The organism is Arthrobacter sp. UYP4, from assembly GCF_057291175.1.
Map to the genome: position 1 here is coordinate 157,899 of NZ_JBXAVU010000002.1, position 19,998 is coordinate 177,896.

The window sequence follows — 19,998 nt, forward strand, 5'->3', positions numbered from 1 at the left end:
ATCCCGCCCGCTTGCTGTCTGATCCGGCCCGTGCCAGCGCTCTGGGCGGGCGCCGCCGTTCAGCAGCGTCACAGGAGGTCTTCGAGGACGTCCGCGAGGGCGGTCGCACCCGCATCGGCGTCGTCGCGCTCCACGAACTCCTCGGGCGAGTGGCTGATGCCCGTGGGGTTGCGGACGAAGAGCATCGCCGTCGGTGCGATGCTGCCGAGGATGCCCGCGTCGTGACCGGCCCCCGTCGGCAGCGTCGGCGCGCCCGGGAAGGAGCGGCCGAGCGCGTTGCCCAGCGTGCGCTGCAGCGCGCCGTCGAAGTGCACCGTGGTGCTGCGGGATTCCTCGGTCAGCGTGGCACGGCACCCCTCGAAGGCGCAGATCTTCTGCGCCTGCCCGTGGATCCGCTCGATCAGGGCCGCGGTGACGGCGTCCTCCTCGTGGCGCACGTCGAGCCAGAAGTCCACGCGGGACGCGATGACGTTCGTGCCGCCCGGTACCGGCTGGAGGCGCCCCACCGTGGCCCGCGCGCCGTCCTGCTCGGCGGCGATCCGCCGGGCGGCGAGGATCACCTGGGCGGCGGCGACCATCGGGTCCGCGCGGTCGGCCATGAGGGTGGTCCCCGCATGGTTCCCCTGTCCGGTGACGGACAGCCGCCAGCGGCCGTGGCCGAGCATGGTGGAGCCGACGGCGACGGCGGAGTCCAGGTCGATCAGCCCGCGCCCCTGCTCCACGTGCAGCTCGACGAAGTCGCCGATGTGCCGGATGGCCTCCTCGTCGCGGCCGAGGTGCGTCGGATCGACGCCGGCCGCCCGCGCGGCCTCGGCGAAGGTGGTGCCGTCGGTATCGGTCAGGGAGCGGACGGCGTCGGGGTCGAGCGTTCCCGTGAGCAGGCGGGAGCCGAGGCAGGACACCCCGAACCGCGAGCCCTCCTCCTCGGGGAAGACCGTGACGGCGAGCGACCGGTTCGGCTGCACGCCCCGCTCCCGCAGGAGATCGACGGCGACGAGCGCCGAGGCGACGCCGAGCGGCCCGTCGAAGGCGCCGCCGCCGGGGACGGAGTCGAGGTGGCTGCCGGTCACCAGGGCGCCGTCCCGGCTGTCCGTCGCGTCCCACCAGGCCCAGAGGATGCCGTTGCGGTCGGTCTCCACGGACAGCCCGCGGGCTTGCGCCTCGGCGGCGAACCACTCGCGCAGGGAGAGCTCGGCACCCGTGTACACGCCACGGGAGTACCCGCCGCGGGTCGCGTCGCGGCCGACGTCGCTGATGGAGTCGAGGACTGAGGAGACGGTCTGCACGGGATGCCTTCCGGTGGTGGCGGGTGGGACTTCTCAGGATTGCATGGGGATGCGCACGCCGCGTTCGGCGGCGACCTCCCGGGCACGTTCGTAGCCGGCGTCGACGTGGCGGATGACGCCCATCCCCGGGTCGTTCGTCAGGAGCCGCTCGAGCTTCTGGGCGGCGAGGTCGGTCCCGTCCGCGACCGAGACCTGCCCGGCGTGGATGGAGCGACCGATCCCGACGCCGCCGCCGTGGTGGATGGACACCCAGGTGGCGCCCGACGACGTCGTCAGCAGGGCGTTCAGGAGGGGCCAGTCGGCGACGGCGTCCGAGCCGTCGGCCATCGCCTCCGTCTCGCGGTAGGGGGAGGCGACGGACCCGGAGTCGAGGTGGTCGCGGCCGATGACGATCGGCGCCGAGACCCTGCCCTCGGCGACCAGCCGGTTGAACAGCAGGCCGGCCTTCGCGCGGTCACCGTAGCCGAGCCAGCAGATGCGCGCCGGCAGGCCCTCGAACTCGACGTGCTCCGCGGCGGCGTCGAGCCAGCGGTGCAGGTGCGCGTTGTCGGGGAACAGCTCCTTGAGGGCGGCGTCGGTGACGGCGATGTCCGCCGGGTCCCCCGAGAGCGCCACCCAGCGGAACGGGCCGAGTCCCTCGCAGAACAGGGGCCGGATGTAGGCGGGCACGAAGCCGGGAAAGTCGAATGCCCGCCCGTAGCCCCCCGTGCGGGCCTCGTCCCGAATGGAGTTGCCGTAGTCGAAGACCTCGGCGCCGGCGTCCAGGAAGCCCACCATCGCCTCGACCTGGAGGGCCATGGACACCTGCGCCTTCTTCGTGAACCCGTCGGGGTCGGCCGTCGCCTCGCGGTCCCACTCGTCGGGCGAGATGCCCTCCGGCAGGTAGCTCAGCGGATCGTGGGCGGAGGTCTGGTCGGTGACGATGTCGACGTCGAGTCCGCGCCGCAGCAGTTCGGGGAAGACGGTCGCGGCGTTGCCGACGACGCCGACGGACAGCGCGCGCCTCTCGCGTTTCGCGGCGAGGACCTGCGCGACGGCGTCGTCGAGCGAGCCCGCGACGGTGTCCAGGTACCGCTTCGCGACGCGGCGGCGCAGGCGCGCCTCGCTGACGTCGACGATGAGGACGGCCCCGCCGTTCAGGGTGACGGCGAGCGGCTGGGCGCCGCCCATGCCCCCGCAGCCGCCGGTGAGCGTCAGCGTGCCGGCGAGGCTCCCGCCGAACCGCTTGCGGGCGATCGCGGCGAACGTCTCGTACGTGCCCTGCAGGATGCCCTGCGTGCCGATGTAGATCCAGGAGCCCGCGGTCATCTGCCCGTACATCATCAGGCCCTCGGCCTCGAGGCGACGGAACTCCGGCCAGGTGGCCCAGTCCCCGACGAGATTGGAGTTGGCGAGCAGCACGCGCGGAGCCCAGGGGTTGGTGCGGAACACGCCCACGGGCTTGCCGGACTGGACGAGGAGCGTCTCGTCGTCGTCGAGCGTCTCGAGCGTACGGACGATCGCGTCGTAGGCCTCCCAGCTGCGGGCCGCGCGGCCCGTCCCGCCGTAGACCACGAGGTCCTCGGGCCGTTCGGCGACCTCCGGGTCGAGGTTGTTCATCAGCATGCGCAGCGGCGCTTCCGTCTGCCAGCTCTTCGCCGTCAGCTGCGTGCCGCGGGCCGCGCGGATGGAGCGGGAGGGATCGTGCGTGGGGGTCGTCGTGCTGCTGGTCATGCTGGTTCTCCTGTCAGGTCCTCGGTCAGGGCGGCGGCGTCCTGCCGCGTCAGGAGCGTGGCCGCCTCCTGCGCGACGAGCGCACCGATACGGTGTGCCTCCGCCTCGGTGATGCGGTAGCTGGGGACGACCACGCTGAGGGCGGCGACGGTCCGTGCGCCGGGTGACACCGGCGCGGCGATGGCCGTGACGTCCGCCTCGACGCCGTCGCGGACGACGACGAACCCGTCGGTGGCCGGGCTGCCGGTCAGCACGGCGCCCACGGCGGTCCCGGCGAGCGGGATGCTCCGGCCCACCCAGCTGGCGTGGCGGACGGAGTGGGTGCCCTCGCGCATGGCCAGGTACACGCCCTCGCCGTCGTGCGACGGGACGCTGAGGTAGGCCGATTCGCCCGTCCGGTCCACGAGGCGCTCGAGTGCGGGTTCGGCGAGGGAGACGAGCGACTCGTGGCCCAGGGCCTGCGCTCCCAGCTGCACCACGCGGAGTCCGGGCCGGTAGGCGCCGAGCGCGTCACGGCGCACGAATCCCGTCCCCTCGAGTGTGCGCAACAGGCGCAGGGCCGTCGACGCCGACAGGTCCGTCTCCCGCGCGGCGTCCGCGAGCGTCAGCGACCCGGCGTCGCAGACGGCCCCGAGGAGCACGAGCGCCCGCTCGACGGTGCGGGTCGAGGATTCTGCCATGGTCGCCTCCTTGCATTCAGCCCTGCCATATATTTCACTTATTGAAACGTCCTTTTCATTCAATGGCAAGAGCGGCGCGAGCCGCAGGAACCGAGGCACCATGTCGCACCCCTCCGTGATCGTCGGGACCGGCCCGCTGTCCCCCGCCGACGTCGTCGCAGTGGCGCGTCATGGCGCGGAGGTGGAGCTCGCGGCGGACGCCCTGTCCGCGATGGCCGCGTCCCGCGCCGTCATCGAGTCCCTCGTGGACGACGGCACACCGCACTACGGCGTCTCCACCGGATTCGGCGCGCTCGCGACCAAGCACATCCCGCTCGACCAGCGGAGCCAGCTCCAGCGCAGCCTCATCCGCAGCCACGCGGCGTCCTCGGGTGCCGAGGTGGACCGCGAAGTGGTGCGCGGCCTCATGCTCGGCCGGCTCTCGACCCTCGCCACCGGACGCACGGGCGTGCGTCCGGTTGTGGCGTCCACCTACGCCGCCCTGCTGAACGCCGGGATCACGCCGGTCATCGGGGAGTACGGCTCCCTCGGCTGCTCGGGGGATCTCGCCCCGCTCTCCCACGTCGCCCTGGCGCTCATGGGCGAGGGCGCCGTGCGGACCCGGTCCGGGGAGCTCGTCCCCGCCGCCGAGGCCCTCACCGCTGCAGGCATCGCCCCGGTGGAACTGCGCGAGAAGGAGGGCCTGGCCCTCATCAACGGGACGGACGGCATGCTCGGCATGCTGGTCCTCGCCGCGGCCGACCTGCACCGCCTCCTCACGACCGCGGACCTCGCGGCGGCGATGAGCGTGGAGGGGCTCCTGGGGACCGATGCGGTCTTCGCCGAAGACCTCCATGCGCTGCGCCCGCACCCGGGCCAGGTGGCCTCCGCCGCGTCCATCCGAGCCCTCCTCGAGGGATCCCCGCTCATCGCCGAGCAGCTGACCTCGGAGACCGGGCGGCACCGCTTCACGCGCGTCCAGGACGCCTACTCCCTCCGGTGCGCTCCCCAGGTGCACGGCGCCGCGCGCGCCACCCTGGCCCACGCCGAATCCGTCGCCGCGATCGAACTGGGCTCCGCCATCGACAACCCGGTGATCACCCCGGACGGGCGCATCGAGTCGAACGGGAACTTCCACGGCGCACCCGTGGGCTATGTCCTGGACTTCCTGGCGATCGCCGTCGCCGACGTCGCCTCCATGAGCGAACGACGCACGGACCGGTTCCTCGACAAGTCCCGCAGCCACGGGCTCAATGCGTTCCTCGCCCACGACCCCGGCGTGGACTCGGGCCACATGATCGCGCAGTACACGCAGGCGGGCATCGTGTCCGAGCTGAAGCGGCTCGCCGCCCCGGCATCGGTCGACTCCATCCCCTCGTCCGCGATGCAGGAGGACCACGTGTCGATGGGCTGGGCCGCGGGCCTGAAGCTGCGCAGGGCGATCGACGGATTGACCCGGGTGCTCGCCATCGAGATCCTCACGGCCGCACGGGCCCTGGACATGCGCGACGGCGGGGCGGGCGCCGAGGGTGGCCTGCGCAGTTCCGCTCCGATCTCCGCCGTGCGGGCCCGGCTGCGCGCCGATGTCGAGGGTCCCGGCACGGACCGCTACCTCGCTCCGGAGATCGAGGCGGCCCGCCTGCTCGTGGACGACGGCGCGCTGCTCGCGGCCGCGACGGCCGTGCTCCCAGCACCCCTCCCGTGAAGCTTGTTAGGGTGGGCTAACCACTCTCCCCGGAAAGAAGCGCCGCTCCATGTCCTCGCCCGTGTCCGAACCGTTCCGCAAGCCCCCTCGCCCACAGGCCGTCCTCACGGTCCTGGAGACCCGGTGGCTGAGTCCGCACCTCGTGCGGGTGGTGGCGGGCGGACCGGGCTTCGCCGACCTGCAGGAGTGCGACGCCACGGACAAGTACGCCAAGCTGCTCTTCGCGAAGCCGGAACTCGGGCTGGTACCGCCCTACGACCTCGCGGCACTGAAGGACGCGCTGCCGGCCGAGGACCGCCTGGTGAAGCGGACCTACACCATCCGCTGGCTCGACCCCGCCGAGCAGCGGCTCGCCATCGACTTCGTGGTCCACGGCGACGAGGGCGTCGCCGGTCCGTGGGCGGCGAAGGCCTCCCCGGGGGACGCCCTCGTGCTGATGGGCCCGTCCGGCAAGTGGTCGCCGGACCAGGACGCCGACTGGCACCTCTTCGTCGGGGACGACTCCGCCCTTCCGGCGATCGCGGCCGGCATCGAGGCGCTCCACCCGCACGCCCTGGGGCACGCCTATCTCGAGGTGGACAGCGCCGCCGACATCCTCCCCCTCGTCGCGCCCGCGGGCCTCGAGCTGCACTGGCTCCAGCGGGACGGTCGGCCGGCCGGCACGACGACGCTGCTGGCGGACGCCGTCGCCGCCGGGCCGTGGCTCGAGGGCGCCGTCGACGCCTTCGTGCACGGCGAGCGTGGCGCCATGAAGGCCCTCCGCGACGTCCTGTTCAAGGAGAAAGGCCTGGCGCGCTCGCAGGTCTCCCTGTCCGGGTACTGGGCCTACGGCCGCGAGGAGGACACCTTCCAGGCGGAGAAGCGGGAGCGGATCGGCAAGATCCTCGACGACTAGGACGGCGCCCTAGGCCGTCATCTCCTGCGGGCGCCTCCTCGGGCGCCGGTCCAGCAGGTCCATGGCGGGTTCCGCGAGGCGTGCCAGGACGGGTCCGAGGACGGCCATGAGCAGCACGTAGGTCGTGGCCAGGGCGGCGAGGTCGGGAAGGACGGCCCCGGACGCCACCGCGAGTCCCGCGATGACGATGGAGAACTCGCCGCGCGCCACGAGCGCTGCGCCTGCACGTGCGCGCCCGAGCCTGCCGATGCCCTGCCGTCCCGCGGCCCACCAGCCGGTCGCGATCTTCGTGACCGACGTGACGAGGGCCAGGAGCAACGCGAAGGCGAGGACCGGAGGGATCGACGACGGATCCGTGTTGAGCCCGAACACCACGAAGAAGATGGCGGCGAACAGGTCCCGCAGGGGTTCGAGGATGCGCGCGGCGTTCTCCGCCGTCGCGCCCGAGATGGCGATGCCGAGCAGGAACGCGCCGACGGCCGCGGAGACCTGGAGGGCGGAGGCGAGGCCCGCGACGAGGAGCGCGGCGCCGATGAGGGTCAGGAGGAACACCTCCCGGTCGGTGCTGTCCACGACGGCCGAGACGACGTTGCCCCACCGCAGGGCGATGACCAGCACGAGCGTGACCACGAGCAGCGAGATGCCCACGGTGCCCAGGCCGCCGGCGAAGCTGAGGCCGGCGAGGACGGCCGTCAGGACGGGGAGGTAGATGGCCATGGCGAGGTCCTCGAAGACGAGGATCGCGAGGACGGTGGGCGTCTCCCGGTTGCCGAGCCTGCCGAGGTCGCTGATGACCTTCGCGGCGATGCCCGAGGACGAGATGTAGGTGACCCCGCCCATCACGAGCGCGGCGACGGGACCCCAGCCCAGGACGACGGCGACGAGCGCGCCCGGCGTGAAATTCAGGGCGAAGTCCACGATGCCGGCCAGCCAGGACTGGCGGAGGCCTGTCACCAGCTCCTTCGCCGTGTACTCGAGGCCGAGCATCAGCAGGAGCAGCACCACGCCGATCTCGCTGGCGACCTCGCTGAACTCGATCACTCCGTCGAGTTCGATGAACCCGCCCTGCCCGAAGAACAGGCCTCCGATGAGGTAGAGCGGGATCGGTGAGAGCCCGATCCGGCCGGCGAGCCGCCCGAGGATCCCGAGGAACAGGAGGATTGCGCCGAGTTCGATCAGGGTGAGGGCGGTCGTGTGCACAGGCGGCTCAGCCGTTGCGCAGGATGTCCGCTGCGGCGTCGAGGCCCTCGGACGTGCCCACCACCACCAGCAGGTCGCCGGCGGCGAGCGTGAAATCGGGCGTGGGTGAGGCCTGTACCTGGCCGGAGCGCAGCACGGCGACGAGCGACGCACCGGACCGTGACCGCATGCGTGTGTCCCCGAGGGGGCGGCCGTCGAACGGTGAGCCGCGCTCGATCAGGAACTGGCGCGTGGAGACGCCGGGAAGGTCGCGGTGCTCCTCCGTCAGCTGCGCGACGAGCTGGCGCGAACCGAGGAGATTGCCGATGGTCGCCGCCTCGTCCGGGGTCAGCGGGATGGAGGCGACGCACGCGTCGGGGTCGCCGGCCTTGGAGATGATGAGGTCGAGGTCGCCGTCGCGCTGCGCGACGATCCCCACCCTCCGGCCGGAGCCCGTGACGATCTCCCGCCGCACTCCGATGCCCGGAAGGCGCGTTTCGATGACGTTCATGCGCCCATCCTAGACCTGCCCGGACGACCCGCTGTCCGGTCGGGGCGCTGCGGAGCTCCCGTTCGCTGAGGGCGTGGCGGTGGCGCGGGGAGCGTACAGATCGGGTTCGAGGTAGATGGCGGTGGCGATCGGGACCGCTGCCCGGATGCGCTGCTCCGCATCGTTGATCGCACCGGCGATCTGCGATCCGGTGTCCTGGCTCTCGACCGAGATCTTGGCGGCGACGAGCAGCTCGTCGGGACCCAGGTGGAGGGTCTTGAGATGGATGATGCGTGTGGCGCCGTCGTCGCTGATGGCTGCCTCGATCTTCGCGACGGCGTCTGCGGAGGCGCTCTCGCCGAGGAGCAGGCTCTTGGTCTCGACCGCGAGGACGGCGGCGATCGCGACGAGGAGGAGGCCGATCATGGCGGTCCCTGCCGCGTCCCACACACCGTTGTCGGTGAGCAGCGTCATGGAGACGCCGATCAGGGCGAACAGGAGACCCAGGAGCGCGCCGAAGTCCTCGAGGAGGATGACCGGCAGCTCGGGCGACTTGGCGGTGCGGACGAAGCGCACCCAGCTCATGCTCCCCCGCGTGTGGTTGGACTCCCTGATGGCGGTGCGGAACGAGAAGGACTCGGCGATGATGGCCCCGATCAGGACGGCGAGCGGGACCCACCAGAACGATCCCTCGATGGGATGGGGGTCCTGGTACTTGTGGTACGCCTCGTAGAGGGCGAAGAGCCCGCCAACGCTGAACAGGACGATCGACACGATGAAGGCGTAGATGTACCGCTCCCGGCCGTAGCCGAAGGGGTGCTCCGGGCTGGCCTGGCGTTTGGCACGCTTGCCTCCCACGAGCAGGAGGACCTGGTTGCCCGAGTCCGCCACCGAGTGGATCCCCTCGGCGAGCATCGACGACGAGCGCGTGAGCGCGTAGGCCACGAATTTGAGCGCGGCGATCGTGAGGTTCGCTGCGAGGGCCGCGATGATCGCCTTCTTGCCTCCACCTGCTGACATGGTTGGGTTCCGTTCCCTCTGCCCGCCTCCGGGCGGCTCGATGACCAGGCCGCGCGGCACGTGCGCCGCGGAGCCTCCGGCTCCAACTCTACGAGTTCTCCCCGCGCGAGGGGCGGGCGTCCCGCACGGTGACGGACCGTTGCGGGCGACGGCGATCCCGTCGTCGGGCTCAGGCGGGGCGGAGGGCTGCCGCGGCGGCCGCGACCCGTCCGGGATCGGCGCCGAGATCCTCGGGATCGGCTCCGGTGAGCAGGACGGCCGCGAGTTCTGCAATGCCCGACGACGTCTGGAAGCCGTAGCCGCCCTGCCCCGCGAGCCAGAAGAACGCGGGGTGGGCGGGATCGAAGCCCACGACCGGCAGACCGCTGTCCCGCTGTGTCCGAAGGCCCGTCCAGGACCGCCGGATCGACGTGATGCCGAGGGTCGTCACCCGATCGAGGTACGCGACGAGCCGTTCAACGTCCCCCGGACGGGGTTGTGCGTCACCCGGCTCGGCGGGTTCCGCCTCGCTGGGCGAGATGAGCACGCCGTCGGCGTCGGGCCGGTAGTAGAAGGAATCGTCGGCGGCGGCGACCATCGGCGTTCCGACCCGCGGTGCGTTCTCCGCCGCCACGATCGCGGCGGTGCGACGCAGCGGCACGAGGCCCTGCGGTGCGACCCCGCACAGCTCCGCCACGCCGTCGGCCCATGCTCCCGCCGCATCGACCACGACGCCGGCACGGATGGCCCGGTATCCCGCACGGACGCTCCAGCCGCCACCGTCGTAGCGTGCGGAGGTCACGGGTGCCCCGGTCAGGATGATGACGCCGTCGTCGCCGGCGCTCCGCCGGTGGTACTCGAGCAGGAGGTCGGTGTCGGTGCCGACGCAGTCCGTGTCGATCGCGGCGGCCTCGAACGACGCGGGACGGAGCTGGGGGCACAGCGCGAGCGCTTCCGCGTGGGACACCCCGCGCATCGATGCGTTCGCCTTCGCCGCGACGTCGGCTTCGGATCCGACGAGCAGGAAGGACCGCGGGACGGTCAGCGGCAGTCCCGTGGAGGACTGCACGCCGGCCAGCAGGTCCAGCGTGCGGCGGGTGAGGTCCACGACGGGCCCGGGGCCGTAGCTCGGGATGAGCTGGCGCGCCGAGCGGGACGACGTGTGGTACCCGAGCGAGGACTCCGCTTCGACGAGCACCACGCCGGCGAACGGCGCCAGGGCGGACGCCAGCGACAGGCCGGCGATGCCTCCGCCGATGATCAGGACGTCGCACTCGAGGGGGCTCATCCCGTCATCCTAGGATGGCGCTCCCCCATCCGGGGGGCGTCCGGTGTGCTCTCCCCGTCGATAGGGCGGACCCCGAGCCCCGGGAATACCGTCCGGGCACCGATAGTTCCGGCTAGTCGTGAAAGCAATCGTCTACTCCTCCACCGGTCCCTCCTCCGTTCTCTCTCTCGTCGACCGCGACGTCGCGACGCCCGGTCCGGGCGAAGTGCGGGTCCGCATCGTCAACTCCGGCGTGAATCCGACGGATTGGAAGGCCCGCGCTGACGGCGACCTCCCGTTCCCCGAGGTAGTCCCCAACCAGGACGGCGCCGGAGTCGTCGACGCGGTCGGGGAGGGCGTCATCGAGCCGCAGGTAGGCGACCGGGTATGGATCTACCTCGCTGCTCACGGCCGCCCGACGGGCACCGCCCAGGAGTTCACCGTGATTCCCGCCGAACGGGCTGTCCGCCTGCCGGACGGCGTCGATCTCGAGGTGGCAGCCAGCCTGGGTGTACCGGCGATGACGGCGCACCGCGCCCTGACCGTCCACGAGCAGGGGCCGTCGCGACTCGCTCCCGGCGCCCTCGAGGGACGCACAGTTCTCGTCCAGGGCGGCGCCGGAGCCGTCGGCCACGCGGCGATCCAACTCGCCGCCTGGGCGGGCGCAACCGTCATCGCAACGGTCAGCAGCGACGCGAAGGCCGAGCTCGGTCTCGCTGCGGGGGCCCACCACGTGCTCCGCTACCCCGACGACTCCCTCGCCCACCACATCCGCGAGGTTGCTCCAGGCGGCGTCGACCATGTCGTGGAGGTGTCTCCCGGGCAGAACGCGGCGCTCGACGTCGAGGTGATCGCCAACCATGGCTCCATCGCGTACTACGCGAACAACAATGGTGACGACTTCACCGCCCCCGTGGTCGCGAGTTTCGCAAAGAACGTCCGCTGGCAGGGCCTGCTGCTCTACACGGTGGGTCAGGATGCGCTCGCCGCTGCGGCGGAGGACATCACGGCGGCGCTGAGCAGCGGGGTATTGCCTGTCGGGAAGGCTGCCGGACTCCCCCTCTCCTGGTTTCCGCTCGAGGAGACCGGCGCCGCTCACGACGCCGTCGAGAACGGTGTGACCGGCAAGGTCATCATTCGCGTCTCCGACGAAAACTCCTGAGCGATCGACCCTTCCCGGTCAGGAAAGGAAGCGTATGACGCTCGACGACTGCCCCTGCGGAACCGTTCTGCCGTATGGGGAATGCTGCGGGCCGCTCCACCGGGGAGGGGCAGCTTCGACGGCGTCAGCACTGATGCGCTCACGGTTCTCGGCGTTCGCTCTCGGGCTCGAGAGGTACCTGCTCGATTCGTGGGACCCATCGACACGTCCGGATACCGTCGATCTCGACGGGGACGTCGAGTGGCGTCGCCTGCAGATCGTCGACACGGTCCTCGGCGGCGACTGCGACGACGCCGGCGTGGTGGAGTACCGAGCATCGTTCCGGAGAGCCGGGCGGTCGGGGCTGCTGCAGGAGCGCAGCCGATTCGTCCGGGTGGAAGGGCGCTGGATGTATGTCGACGGGGACGTGCGCGCCTAGGACCTGCAGCACCCCGCGAGGTGGGGCCGGATTACGCGCCACCCACGTGCGCGCCCGGCGCGCCGGCGTCGGACGCCTGCCCGCCATCCGCTCCCGGACTGCCCGCGTCCACCTCGGCGCGCGCGGCGACGAAGGCCTGCACGCAGGCCTCGATGTCCTCGCCGGTGTGCGCTGCGGAGAGCTGCACGCGGATGCGGGCGGCGCCCTTCGGCACCACGGGGTAGCTGAACGCCGTGACGAACACGCCGTGCGCGAGCATGGCGTCGGCGGTGCGGGCGGCGAGCACGGCGTCGCCGAACATGACCGGGATGATCGCGTGCTCGCCCTCGAGGAGCTCGAAGCCCTCCTCGGTCATGCGGCGGCGGAAGAGGGCCGCATTACGGGCGAGGGTCTCCCGGAGCTCCCCGCTGTTCTGCACGAGGTCCAGTGCCGTCAGGGTCGCGGCGACGATGGACGGCGCGAGGGAGTTGGAGAACAGGTACGGGCGGGCCCGCTGGCGCAGGAGGGCGACGATCTCGGCGCGGGCGGCGACGTAGCCACCGGACGCACCACCGAGCGCCTTGCCGAAGGTCCCGGTGAAGATGTCCACCCGGCTCGCGACACCCGCGTGCTCCGGGGTCCCGGCGCCGGTCGCACCCATGAAGCCGACGGCGTGCGAGTCGTCGACCATGACCATCGCGTCGTACCGCTCGGCGAGGTCGCAGATGGCTTCGAGCGGCGCGAGATAGCCGTCCATGGAGAAGACGCCGTCCGTGACGATCAGGCGCCGCCGGGCTCCCGACGCCTCCTGCAGCTTCGCCTCGAGGTCCGCCATGTCGCGGTTCGCGTAGCGGAAGCGCTGGGCCTTGGACAGGCGGATGCCGTCGATGATCGACGCGTGGTTGAGTGCGTCGGAGATCACGGCGTCCTCCGCGCCGAGGAGCGATTCGAAGACGCCGCCGTTCGCGTCGAAGCAGGAGGAGAACAGGATGGTGTCCTCGGTGCCGAGGAACTGCGAGACGCGCCGCTCGAGGTCGAGGTGCAGGTCCTGGGTGCCGCAGATGAAGCGGACCGAGGCCATGCCGAAGCCCCGCTCCTCGAGGGCCGTCTTGGCCGCCGCGATGATCTCCGGATGGTCGGCGAGGCCGAGGTAGTTGTTCGCACAGAAATTGAGCACCCGCGCGTCACCTGCGCCGAGGGCTCCCGCTGTGATGGTGCTGGACTGGGGCGAGGAGATGCGCCGCTCGTGCTTGAAGAGGCCGGCGCTTCGGATGGCGTCGAGCTCACCGGCGAGCTGGTCGCGGACTGCTGAGTACATGGTGTTCCCGTTTCCCTAGAAGGTGGTCCAGTCGAGGACCACTTTGCCGCTCGCGCCGTCGCGCGCTGTCATGAAGCCCCGCTGCCATTCGCCCGCGGGCAGGCAGTCGGTGACCACCGACGACACCGCCTCGCGCAGCGTCCGGTTGGACTGGAGCATGGCGCTCATGGCGTACCAGGTCTCGAACATCTCCCGCCCGTAGATGCCTTTGAGGGTGAGCATGTGCGTGACCACCTTGCCCCAGTCGATCGAGATGGGCCCCGAGGGCAGGCCGAGCATGGCGATCCGCCCGCCGTGGTTCATGTTGTCGATCATCTCGGGCAGGGCCGTGGCGTGCCCGGACATCTCCATCCCGACGTCGAAGCCCTCCTTCATGCCGAGTGCGCGCTGGGCCTCGGCGATGCGCATGCGGCTGACGTCGACGGCGATGTCGGCGCCCACGCCGCGGGCGAGCTCGAGGCGCGGGGCGGAGACGTCGGTGATGGCGATCTTCCGGGCCCCGGCGTGGCGGGCGACGGCGACGGCCATGAGACCGATGGGGCCGGCCCCGGTGATGAGGACGTCCTCGCCGACGAGCGGGAAGCTGAGCGCGGTGTGGACGGCGTTGCCGAAGGGGTCGAAGACGGCGCCGAGTTCCGGGGTGATGGTCGCGTCGTGCACCCAGACGTTGGTCTCGGGGACGACGACGAATTCCGCGAAGGCGCCGTCGCGCTGCACGCCGACGCTCGAGGTGTGGATGCACATCTGGCGGCGGCCGGCACGGCAGTTGCGGCACACGCCGCAGACGATGTGGCCCTCCCCCGACACCCGGTCGCCGACCCGGACGCCGCGGATACCCTCGCCGAGGGCCACGACCTCGCCGTAGAACTCGTGGCCGGGGATCAGCGGTGCCGAGATCATGCCCTGCGCCCAGGGGTCCCAGCTCTCGATATGGAGGTCGGTGCCGCAGATGCCGGTGGTCATCACGCGGATCTTGACCTCGCCCCACCCTGCCTCGGGCTCGGGTCGGTCCACGAGTTCGAAACCGGGGTGCGCCCCGGACTTGTACAGCGCCTTCACTGGACATTCCTTCCATGCCGCTCCGGGCCTCCGGCGGGATGGGCCGGGCCTGTGCGGTACGAGTGCCGGGCGGGATATGCCCGGCAGCAACACTATCAGCGGACGACGGCGGGCACGCGTGGGCTCGAGCGCACGGCGGGGCCGTTGTCAGTCCTCGAGCACCGCCGAGAGGACCTCGAGTCCGAGGGCGAGGAACTCCGGGGCGTCGTCGGACGAGGCCGCCAGGGCGCTGCCCATGCTCGTCGCCCAGCCCCGCGCCCGCGCCCAGGTGGCGGCGTCGACCGGCCGCAGGGCCTCGAGTTCCGTGCGGAAGACAGACCTGCCCGCCGCGTCGAACACGAGCCATGCGGCGGCGAGGTCGGTCGCCGGATCACCGGAGCACAGGTCCCCGAAGTCGACGACGCCGGCCAGCACGCCGTCCGGTCCGAGCACGAGATTCGCCGGGTGCAGGTCGCCGTGCAGCCAGAGGTCCGGCCCCGTCCAGGCCGGAGCGGCCAGGGCCTCGTCCCATACCCGGAGCAGAAGGCTCTCCGGGGCGTTCGGCAGCGATGCGAGCCGGTCCCGCAGGACGTGGTCGCGCGCCGCCAGCGGCCCGCCCCGGCCCACGGGGCTGACAGGGGCACCGGGCGGAGCGGGCTGCTGGAACTCCGCGAGGAACCGTGCGAGCGGGCGGGCCGCCGGCAGGCGACGGGCGCGGGGCACGGTGATGCCGGACTCCCCCTCGATCCACCGACTGACGGACCAGTGCCAGGGGTAGCCGGGACCGGGCACACCGCACCGGAGCGGCGCCGACGTCGGCACGGTCAGCCGCGCCGTGATAACGGGCAGCCACTGGTGTTCGGCGACCATCAGCGCGTCGGCGACCTGCCGCCGGGGCAGCCGCACCACGAGGTCCGGTCCGAGCCGGAAGAGCTCGTTGTCCCAGCCGTGGCCCGCGGGCCGCAGGGCGCGGTCCGCGAGGTCCGGGTGCTGGTCTGCCAGCAGCGATACGACGAGGGAGGGTGGGATGTCGATCTCCGCCCTCGGCAGAACCGCCATCGCACCCTCCCGGATCCTGCTGGAGCTATCCCTCGACGCCGAGGCGCTGCAGGATGAGCTCACGGACGCGGCCGGCGTCGGCCTGTCCGCGCGTCGCCTTCATGACGCCGCCCACGATCGCGCCGACGGCCTGGACCTTGCCGCCGCGGATCTTGTCGGCGACATCGGGCTGGGCCGCGAGGGCGCCGTCGATCGCCTCGAGCAGCGGGCCGTCGTCGGACACGACGGCGAGCCCGCGCTGCTCGACGACCTCCGCCGGCGTGCCCTCGCCGGCGAGGACGCCGTCGAGCACGTCGCGGGAGAGCTTGTCGTTGATCTTGCCGGACTCGATGAGCGCGTTCAGCTCTACGATCAGTTCGGGTGTCACGCCCAGTTCGGCGGGCTCGAGGTCGGCGAGCTTGGCACGGCGGGAGATCTCGCCCATCCACCACTTGCGGGCGACGGCGGCACTCACGCCGGCGGCCACGGTGTCCTCGATCGAGGACATCACGCCGGCATTGACGACGTCGCGGAACTCCGCGTCGGAGTAGCCCCAGTCGGCCTGCAGGCGCTTGCGGCGTTCCGCCGGGGGCTCGGGGAGCTCGGCGCGCAGCTTCTCGATCCAGGCATCGTTCGTCACGACGGGCACGAGGTCGGGCTCGGGGAAGTAGCGGTAGTCGTCGGCGTCGGACTTGGGGCGCCCTGATGTCGTCGAACGCGTGTCCTCGTGCCAGTGGCGCGTCTCCTGCAGGATCGGCGTGCCGGAGTCCAGGACGGCGGCGTGCCGCTGGATCTCGTAGCGGACCGCGTGCTCGACGGCGCGCAGCGAGTTCACGTTCTTGGTCTCGGTGCGGGTGCCGAACTTCTCCTGGCCGTGCGGGCGGAGGGAGACGTTGGCGTCGCAGCGGACGTTGCCGCGCTCCATGCGGGCGTCGGAGACACCGAGGTTCTTGACGATCTCGCGGATCGCGGCGACGTAGGCCTTCGCGAGCTCGGGGGCTCGCGATCCGGCCCCCTCGATCGGCTTGGTGACGATCTCGATGAGGGGCACGCCGGCGCGGTTGTAGTCCACGAGCGAGAACTCGGCGCCCTGGATGCGGCCCGTGGAGCCACCCATGTGGGTGAGCTTGCCTGCGTCCTCCTCCATGTGGGCGCGCTCGATCTCGACCGTGAAGACGGTGCCGTCGGCGAGCTCGATGTCGATGGAGCCGTCGTACGCGATGGGGTCCTCGAACTGGGAGGTCTGGAAGTTCTTCGGGGTGTCCGGGTAGAAGTAGTTCTTCCGGGCGAAGTAGCACTTCTCGGCGATCTTGCAGTTCAGCGCGAGGCCGATCTTGATCGCGGACTCCACGGCGACGCCGTTGACGACGGGCAGGACGCCGGGCAGGCCGAGGTCCACGGGCGTCACGTTGGTGTTGGGCACGTCCCCGAAGGCGTTGGGTGCGGAGGAGAACATCTTGGTCCTCGTGTTGAGCTCCACGTGGACCTCGAACCCGAGCACGGGATCGTACTTCTCCATGGCCTCGTCGAAGGTCAGGACCTCATCGGTTACAGCAGTCATTACTTCCCACCTGCGCTTCCTGGAATGGCCGGGGCCTGGGCCAGCAGCGGGCCGCCCCACGTGTCTTCGAGTAGTGATTCGAGGACGGCGCCCACCCGGTAGAGGCGCGCGTCCTGGCGGGCCGGCGCGAGGAGCTGGATGCCGACCGGCAGCCCGTCCTCGTCCGCGAGGCCGCCCGGCAGCGACAGGCCGGGGATGCCCGCCATGTTCGCCGGGATGGTGGCGACGTCGTTCAGGTACATCGCCAGCGGATCGTCGAGCTTCTCCCCCAGCTTGAACGCCGTGGTCGGGGCTGTCGGGGAGATGAGCACGTCGGCCTGCTCGAAGGCTGCGGCGAAATCGCGCTGGATGAGCGTGCGGACCTTCTGCGCCGAGCCGTAGTAGGCGTCGTAGTAGCCGGCGCTCAGCGCGTAGGTGCCGAGGATGATGCGGCGCTTGACCTCGTCCCCGAAGCCTGCGGCGCGGGTGGCCCCCATGACGCGTTCGATCGTCGGGGCGCCGTCGGGCACCACACGCAACCCGAAACGCACCCCGTCGTACTTCGCGAGGTTGCTGGAGGCCTCCGACGGCATGATCAGGTAGTAGGCACCGAGCGCGTACTGGAAGTTGGGGCAGGAGACCTCGACGATCTCAGCACCCGCCGAACGCAGCAGCTCGAGCGACTCCGAGAAGCGCGTCAGGACACCGGTTTGGTAGCCCTCGCCCTGCAGCTCCCTGATGACGCCGATGCGCATGCCCTCGACCTGGCCGAGGCGGGCGGCCTCGACGAGTGCGCCGACGGGATCGGTCAGCGACGTCGAGTCGTGGGGGTCGTGGCCGCCGATGACCTCGTGCAGCAGGGCGCTGTCGAGGACCGTCCGGGACACGGGGCCGATCTGGTCGAGCGAGGAGGCCATCGCGATCGCACCGTAGCGGGAGACGCCGCCGTAGGTGGGCTTCACGCCGACCGTCCCGGTGACGGCGCCGGGCTGCCGGATGGAGCCGCCGGTATCGGTGCCGAGGGCCAGCGGGGCTTCGAACGCCGCGACGGCCGCTGCGGACCCGCCGCCGGACCCGCCGGGGATCCGGTCCAGGTCCCACGGGTTGCGGGTGGGACCGAAGGCCGAGTGCTCCGTGGAGGACCCCATGGCGAACTCGTCCAAGTTGGTCTTGCCGAGGATCGGCATCCTCGCGGCGCGCAGCTTGCGGACCACGGTGGCGTCATAGGGGCTCTGCCAGCCCTCGAGGATTTTCGACCCGGCCGTGGTGGGCTGGCCCTTGGTGACGATGAGGTCCTTCACCGCGATGGGCACGCCGGCGAGGGGGTGCAGGGTGTCGCCGTCGGACCTGGCCTTGTCCACCTCGGCGGCGACGAGCAGCGCCTCGTGGGTGTTGACGTGCAGGAAGGCGTTGATCGCGCCGTCCACGGCGCCGATGCGGTCGAGGTAGGCCTGCGTGGCCTCGACGGCGGAGACCTCCTTCGACGCGAGTTTCTGCGAGAGGGTGTCGGCGGAGAGGTGGATGATCTCGGTCATGGGTTACTCCCCGTCCAGGATGGCAGGGACCTTGAAGCGGCCGTCCGCGTTGTCAGGGGCGCCGAGGAGCGCCTCCTCGTTGGTGAGGGTCTCCCCCACGACGTCCTCGCGGAACACGTTGCTCAACGGGATGGGGTGGCTCGTCGCGGGGACGTCGTCGCCCGCCACCTCGCTCACGGTCTTGATGGAGTCGACGATCACCGCGAGCTCACCGGCCATGCGGTCGAGCTCGTCGTCGGTCATGTCGATGTGGGCGAGGCGCGCGAGGTGCGCGACGTCGTCCCGGTTGATCTCAGCCATGGATCTCCCCTGGAAGTCGGAAGTGGGTATCTGCCCTCCAGTCTAGTGCTGGCGCGTCCGGCACCCGGCATCCGACGGGACGTCCCGGCACGACGACGCGCCGTCCCGTGCGCTTCCTCGCCTCAGAGCGGCAGGCGGAAGACCCAGAGCAGGATGTCCTCGTTGGGGACCTCCCAGTCGCGTTCGGGGACGCGGACGAAGCCCATGGACTCGTAGAGGCGGTGCGCCCGCACCATGTCCGAACCGCTCGTCAGGCTCACCGCCTCGATCCCGGGAAGCGTCCTCGCATGCTCGATGATGCGCTCGACCATGGCCCGGCCCACGCCCCCGCTCTGGACGGCGGGGTCCACGGCCAGCATCCGGAACTCGAGCTCACCCTCGACGGCGATGTCCGTGTACCGCTGGCCCGCGAACGTCAGCGCGACCGACCCGACGACGGCGCCGTCCCGCTCGGCGACCCACACCTCGGCGTGCTGGGCGCGGTGCTCGATGTCGGACAGGACCGCCATGTAGGGGTGCGAATCGTCGGCGAAGTAGCCGGCCTCCAGGTAGGCGCCGCGCGTGATGCGACGGACGTCGTCGAAGTCCTCCGGCTGGACGGGACGGATGGTGAGGCGGGAGTCGGACACGGCGTTGCCGGACGGAGCGGAAGTCACCGGTTCAGTTTGCCATGGGGCAGGGGCTCGACGACGCTCGGCCAGGTGATGTCCCGGCCCCGGGCGGAGGTTCGACCGCAGTGGCACCCGGACACCTCCGGTGGACCGCCTACAGGCGGCAGGAGGGTGTCCGTATAAGGCACCTTCACCGGGCATGTTCTCGGGCGGGTGTTACGGGAATCCTTGAGTGCAGTGTCTGTGCGGCCGCCTCCTTCCCCGACCGCTCATCTGCAACTGTCCGAGTAAGGGACCGGCTTACGGGCAGCTGTACATAAGGGACGGCGGGAGCTTGATCATCAAAAAGGTCATGGTTAGCTGATCCCATGACCGAGCCGCCCAGAACCAAACCACTCCACCCCGCACGGCGGCGGTTGATTATCGCGGTAGTGATTTGGGCACTGGTGATTCGGACGCTCATCTACATCGTCACAGACACCCTCGGAGTAGCAGACGTCTGGAGCGAGGTGGTCAGTATCGCGCTCTTCCTTGCGATCTTCATCCCTCTCAGCCTCGCTGCGGTGCAGGAACTCAACGACTTTCGGAAGCGAGGACTGGAACCCCTGCCGCAAATTCCTACCCGTCGTTCACTGATCGCGCTCGGCGTCTTCACGGTCCTCTTCTGGACGTTCTTCATCTGGTTCATCCAATGGCGCGGGGACTTCGTGTTCCCTCTCCTGCCGATCCTTTGCATCATCGCGCTGGGAGTAAACATCCGCAGGTACTACCTAGCAGGACAGCCACTCGACGACGACGCCCAGCCACAATCTGACTGATGCTGTGGGCCACCGGCTTACGGGCGGAGTCTATGTGCATAGACTCAA

General features: G+C 70.9%; 19 protein-coding genes. 5 read left to right on the plus strand and 14 right to left on the minus strand.

Annotated elements, in window-relative coordinates:
- Nucleotides 1–68: 68 nt before the first annotated feature.
- The 3 genes from AC0Z9V_RS09575 to AC0Z9V_RS09585 are packed head-to-tail and all read right to left on the minus strand — an operon-like array spanning nucleotide 69 to nucleotide 3,679.
- Nucleotides 69–1,286 (minus strand): allantoate amidohydrolase, encoded by a 1,218-nt coding sequence (locus AC0Z9V_RS09575; protein WP_485141364.1) that lies wholly within the window; start codon nucleotides 1,284–1,286, stop codon nucleotides 69–71.
- A 33-nt stretch (nucleotides 1,287–1,319) separates the two neighbouring features.
- A complete protein-coding gene (hutU, locus tag AC0Z9V_RS09580; RefSeq protein WP_485141365.1) occupies nucleotides 1,320–2,999 on the minus strand; it encodes a urocanate hydratase in 1,680 nt (559 codons plus the stop codon).
- Nucleotides 2,996–3,679 carry an IclR family transcriptional regulator gene (locus AC0Z9V_RS09585; protein ID WP_485141366.1) on the minus strand — a complete coding sequence of 228 codons (684 nt, stop codon included), beginning with the start codon at nucleotides 3,677–3,679 and terminating at the stop codon, nucleotides 2,996–2,998. Before AC0Z9V_RS09585 ends, hutU begins: the two co-directional genes overlap by 4 nt.
- Nucleotides 3,680–3,779: 100 nt before the next feature.
- Here AC0Z9V_RS09585 and hutH point away from each other — a divergent pair, with 100 nt between their 5' ends.
- Nucleotides 3,780–5,363 carry a histidine ammonia-lyase gene (gene hutH, locus AC0Z9V_RS09590; RefSeq protein ID WP_485141367.1) on the plus strand — a complete coding sequence of 528 codons (1,584 nt, stop codon included), beginning with the start codon at nucleotides 3,780–3,782 and terminating at the stop codon, nucleotides 5,361–5,363.
- 49 nt (nucleotides 5,364–5,412) lie between these two features.
- A complete protein-coding gene (locus AC0Z9V_RS09595) occupies nucleotides 5,413–6,258 on the plus strand; it encodes a siderophore-interacting protein (RefSeq protein WP_485141368.1) in 846 nt (281 codons plus the stop codon).
- 9 nt (nucleotides 6,259–6,267) lie between these two features.
- Here AC0Z9V_RS09595 and AC0Z9V_RS09600 read toward each other — a convergent pair whose 3' ends face one another.
- From AC0Z9V_RS09600 to AC0Z9V_RS09615, 4 genes are all read right to left on the minus strand, one after another.
- Nucleotides 6,268–7,458 carry a cation:proton antiporter gene (locus AC0Z9V_RS09600; RefSeq protein WP_459288145.1) on the minus strand — a complete coding sequence of 397 codons (1,191 nt, stop codon included), beginning with the start codon at nucleotides 7,456–7,458 and terminating at the stop codon, nucleotides 6,268–6,270.
- A gap of 7 nt (nucleotides 7,459–7,465) precedes the next feature.
- Nucleotides 7,466–7,948, minus strand: a complete 483-nt coding sequence (locus AC0Z9V_RS09605; protein ID WP_133082134.1) for a cation:proton antiporter regulatory subunit — start codon at nucleotides 7,946–7,948, stop codon at nucleotides 7,466–7,468.
- A 9-nt stretch (nucleotides 7,949–7,957) separates the two neighbouring features.
- Entirely contained in the window at nucleotides 7,958–8,947 is a 990-nt protein-coding gene (locus tag AC0Z9V_RS09610; protein ID WP_459269221.1) for a cation diffusion facilitator family transporter, read from the minus strand.
- Between the two features lie 169 nt (nucleotides 8,948–9,116).
- Nucleotides 9,117–10,214, minus strand: a complete 1,098-nt coding sequence (locus tag AC0Z9V_RS09615) for an NAD(P)/FAD-dependent oxidoreductase (protein WP_208740730.1) — start codon at nucleotides 10,212–10,214, stop codon at nucleotides 9,117–9,119.
- A gap of 118 nt (nucleotides 10,215–10,332) precedes the next feature.
- Between AC0Z9V_RS09615 and AC0Z9V_RS09620 the strand changes: the two genes are divergently transcribed.
- Both AC0Z9V_RS09620 and AC0Z9V_RS09625 read left to right on the plus strand, forming a co-directional pair.
- Nucleotides 10,333–11,355, plus strand: coding sequence for an NADPH:quinone reductase (locus AC0Z9V_RS09620; RefSeq protein WP_485141369.1), 1,023 nt, complete (start codon nucleotides 10,333–10,335; stop codon nucleotides 11,353–11,355).
- Nucleotides 11,356–11,389: 34 nt separating this feature from the next.
- A complete protein-coding gene (locus AC0Z9V_RS09625) occupies nucleotides 11,390–11,773 on the plus strand; it encodes a YchJ family protein (RefSeq protein ID WP_133082130.1) in 384 nt (127 codons plus the stop codon).
- Between the two features lie 31 nt (nucleotides 11,774–11,804).
- Here AC0Z9V_RS09625 and AC0Z9V_RS09630 read toward each other — a convergent pair whose 3' ends face one another.
- The 7 genes from AC0Z9V_RS09630 to AC0Z9V_RS09660 form a co-directional block, all read right to left on the minus strand.
- Nucleotides 11,805–13,070, minus strand: a complete 1,266-nt coding sequence (locus AC0Z9V_RS09630) for a glycine C-acetyltransferase (protein ID WP_485141370.1) — start codon at nucleotides 13,068–13,070, stop codon at nucleotides 11,805–11,807.
- A gap of 15 nt (nucleotides 13,071–13,085) precedes the next feature.
- Entirely contained in the window at nucleotides 13,086–14,129 is a 1,044-nt protein-coding gene (gene tdh, locus AC0Z9V_RS09635; RefSeq protein ID WP_485141371.1) for an L-threonine 3-dehydrogenase, read from the minus strand.
- 147 nt (nucleotides 14,130–14,276) lie between these two features.
- Nucleotides 14,277–15,167 carry an aminoglycoside phosphotransferase family protein gene (locus AC0Z9V_RS09640; RefSeq protein WP_485141372.1) on the minus strand — a complete coding sequence of 297 codons (891 nt, stop codon included), beginning with the start codon at nucleotides 15,165–15,167 and terminating at the stop codon, nucleotides 14,277–14,279.
- A 25-nt stretch (nucleotides 15,168–15,192) separates the two neighbouring features.
- On the minus strand, nucleotides 15,193–16,707 hold the full coding sequence (gatB, locus tag AC0Z9V_RS09645; protein ID WP_133082126.1) for an Asp-tRNA(Asn)/Glu-tRNA(Gln) amidotransferase subunit GatB: 1,515 nt from the start codon (nucleotides 16,705–16,707) through the stop codon (nucleotides 15,193–15,195).
- Nucleotides 16,707–18,221, minus strand: a complete 1,515-nt coding sequence (gene gatA, locus AC0Z9V_RS09650; RefSeq protein ID WP_485141373.1) for an Asp-tRNA(Asn)/Glu-tRNA(Gln) amidotransferase subunit GatA — start codon at nucleotides 18,219–18,221, stop codon at nucleotides 16,707–16,709. Before gatA ends, gatB begins: the two co-directional genes overlap by 1 nt.
- A gap of 3 nt (nucleotides 18,222–18,224) precedes the next feature.
- Entirely contained in the window at nucleotides 18,225–18,521 is a 297-nt protein-coding gene (gene gatC / locus AC0Z9V_RS09655; RefSeq protein WP_485141374.1) for an Asp-tRNA(Asn)/Glu-tRNA(Gln) amidotransferase subunit GatC, read from the minus strand.
- A 122-nt stretch (nucleotides 18,522–18,643) separates the two neighbouring features.
- On the minus strand, nucleotides 18,644–19,177 hold the full coding sequence (locus tag AC0Z9V_RS09660; RefSeq protein WP_485141375.1) for a GNAT family N-acetyltransferase: 534 nt from the start codon (nucleotides 19,175–19,177) through the stop codon (nucleotides 18,644–18,646).
- Between the two features lie 323 nt (nucleotides 19,178–19,500).
- Between AC0Z9V_RS09660 and AC0Z9V_RS09665 the strand changes: the two genes are divergently transcribed.
- Nucleotides 19,501–19,950, plus strand: coding sequence for a hypothetical protein (locus AC0Z9V_RS09665; RefSeq protein WP_485141376.1), 450 nt, complete (start codon nucleotides 19,501–19,503; stop codon nucleotides 19,948–19,950).
- Nucleotides 19,951–19,998 lie beyond the last annotated feature (48 nt).

Excerpts from the sequence above, each read along its gene's own strand:
- hutU (WP_485141365.1), bottom strand. The coding sequence starts at position 2,999 with ATGACCAGCAGCACGACGACCCCCACGCACGATCCCTCCCGCTCCATC.
- AC0Z9V_RS09585 (WP_485141366.1), bottom strand. The coding sequence starts at position 3,679 with ATGGCAGAATCCTCGACCCGCACCGTCGAGCGGGCGCTCGTGCTCCTC.
- hutH (WP_485141367.1), top strand. The coding sequence starts at position 3,780 with ATGTCGCACCCCTCCGTGATCGTCGGGACCGGCCCGCTGTCCCCCGCC.
- AC0Z9V_RS09595 (WP_485141368.1), top strand. The coding sequence starts at position 5,413 with ATGTCCTCGCCCGTGTCCGAACCGTTCCGCAAGCCCCCTCGCCCACAG.
- AC0Z9V_RS09605 (WP_133082134.1), bottom strand. The coding sequence starts at position 7,948 with ATGAACGTCATCGAAACGCGCCTTCCGGGCATCGGAGTGCGGCGGGAG.
- AC0Z9V_RS09610 (WP_459269221.1), bottom strand. The coding sequence starts at position 8,947 with ATGTCAGCAGGTGGAGGCAAGAAGGCGATCATCGCGGCCCTCGCAGCG.
- AC0Z9V_RS09615 (WP_208740730.1), bottom strand. The coding sequence starts at position 10,214 with ATGAGCCCCCTCGAGTGCGACGTCCTGATCATCGGCGGAGGCATCGCC.
- AC0Z9V_RS09625 (WP_133082130.1), top strand. The coding sequence starts at position 11,390 with ATGACGCTCGACGACTGCCCCTGCGGAACCGTTCTGCCGTATGGGGAA.
- AC0Z9V_RS09630 (WP_485141370.1), bottom strand. The coding sequence starts at position 13,070 with ATGTACTCAGCAGTCCGCGACCAGCTCGCCGGTGAGCTCGACGCCATC.
- AC0Z9V_RS09640 (WP_485141372.1), bottom strand. The coding sequence starts at position 15,167 with ATGGCGGTTCTGCCGAGGGCGGAGATCGACATCCCACCCTCCCTCGTC.
- gatB (WP_133082126.1), bottom strand. The coding sequence starts at position 16,707 with ATGACTGCTGTAACCGATGAGGTCCTGACCTTCGACGAGGCCATGGAG.
- gatA (WP_485141373.1), bottom strand. The coding sequence starts at position 18,221 with ATGACCGAGATCATCCACCTCTCCGCCGACACCCTCTCGCAGAAACTC.
- gatC (WP_485141374.1), bottom strand. The coding sequence starts at position 18,521 with ATGGCTGAGATCAACCGGGACGACGTCGCGCACCTCGCGCGCCTCGCC.
- AC0Z9V_RS09665 (WP_485141376.1), top strand. The coding sequence starts at position 19,501 with ATGACCGAGCCGCCCAGAACCAAACCACTCCACCCCGCACGGCGGCGG.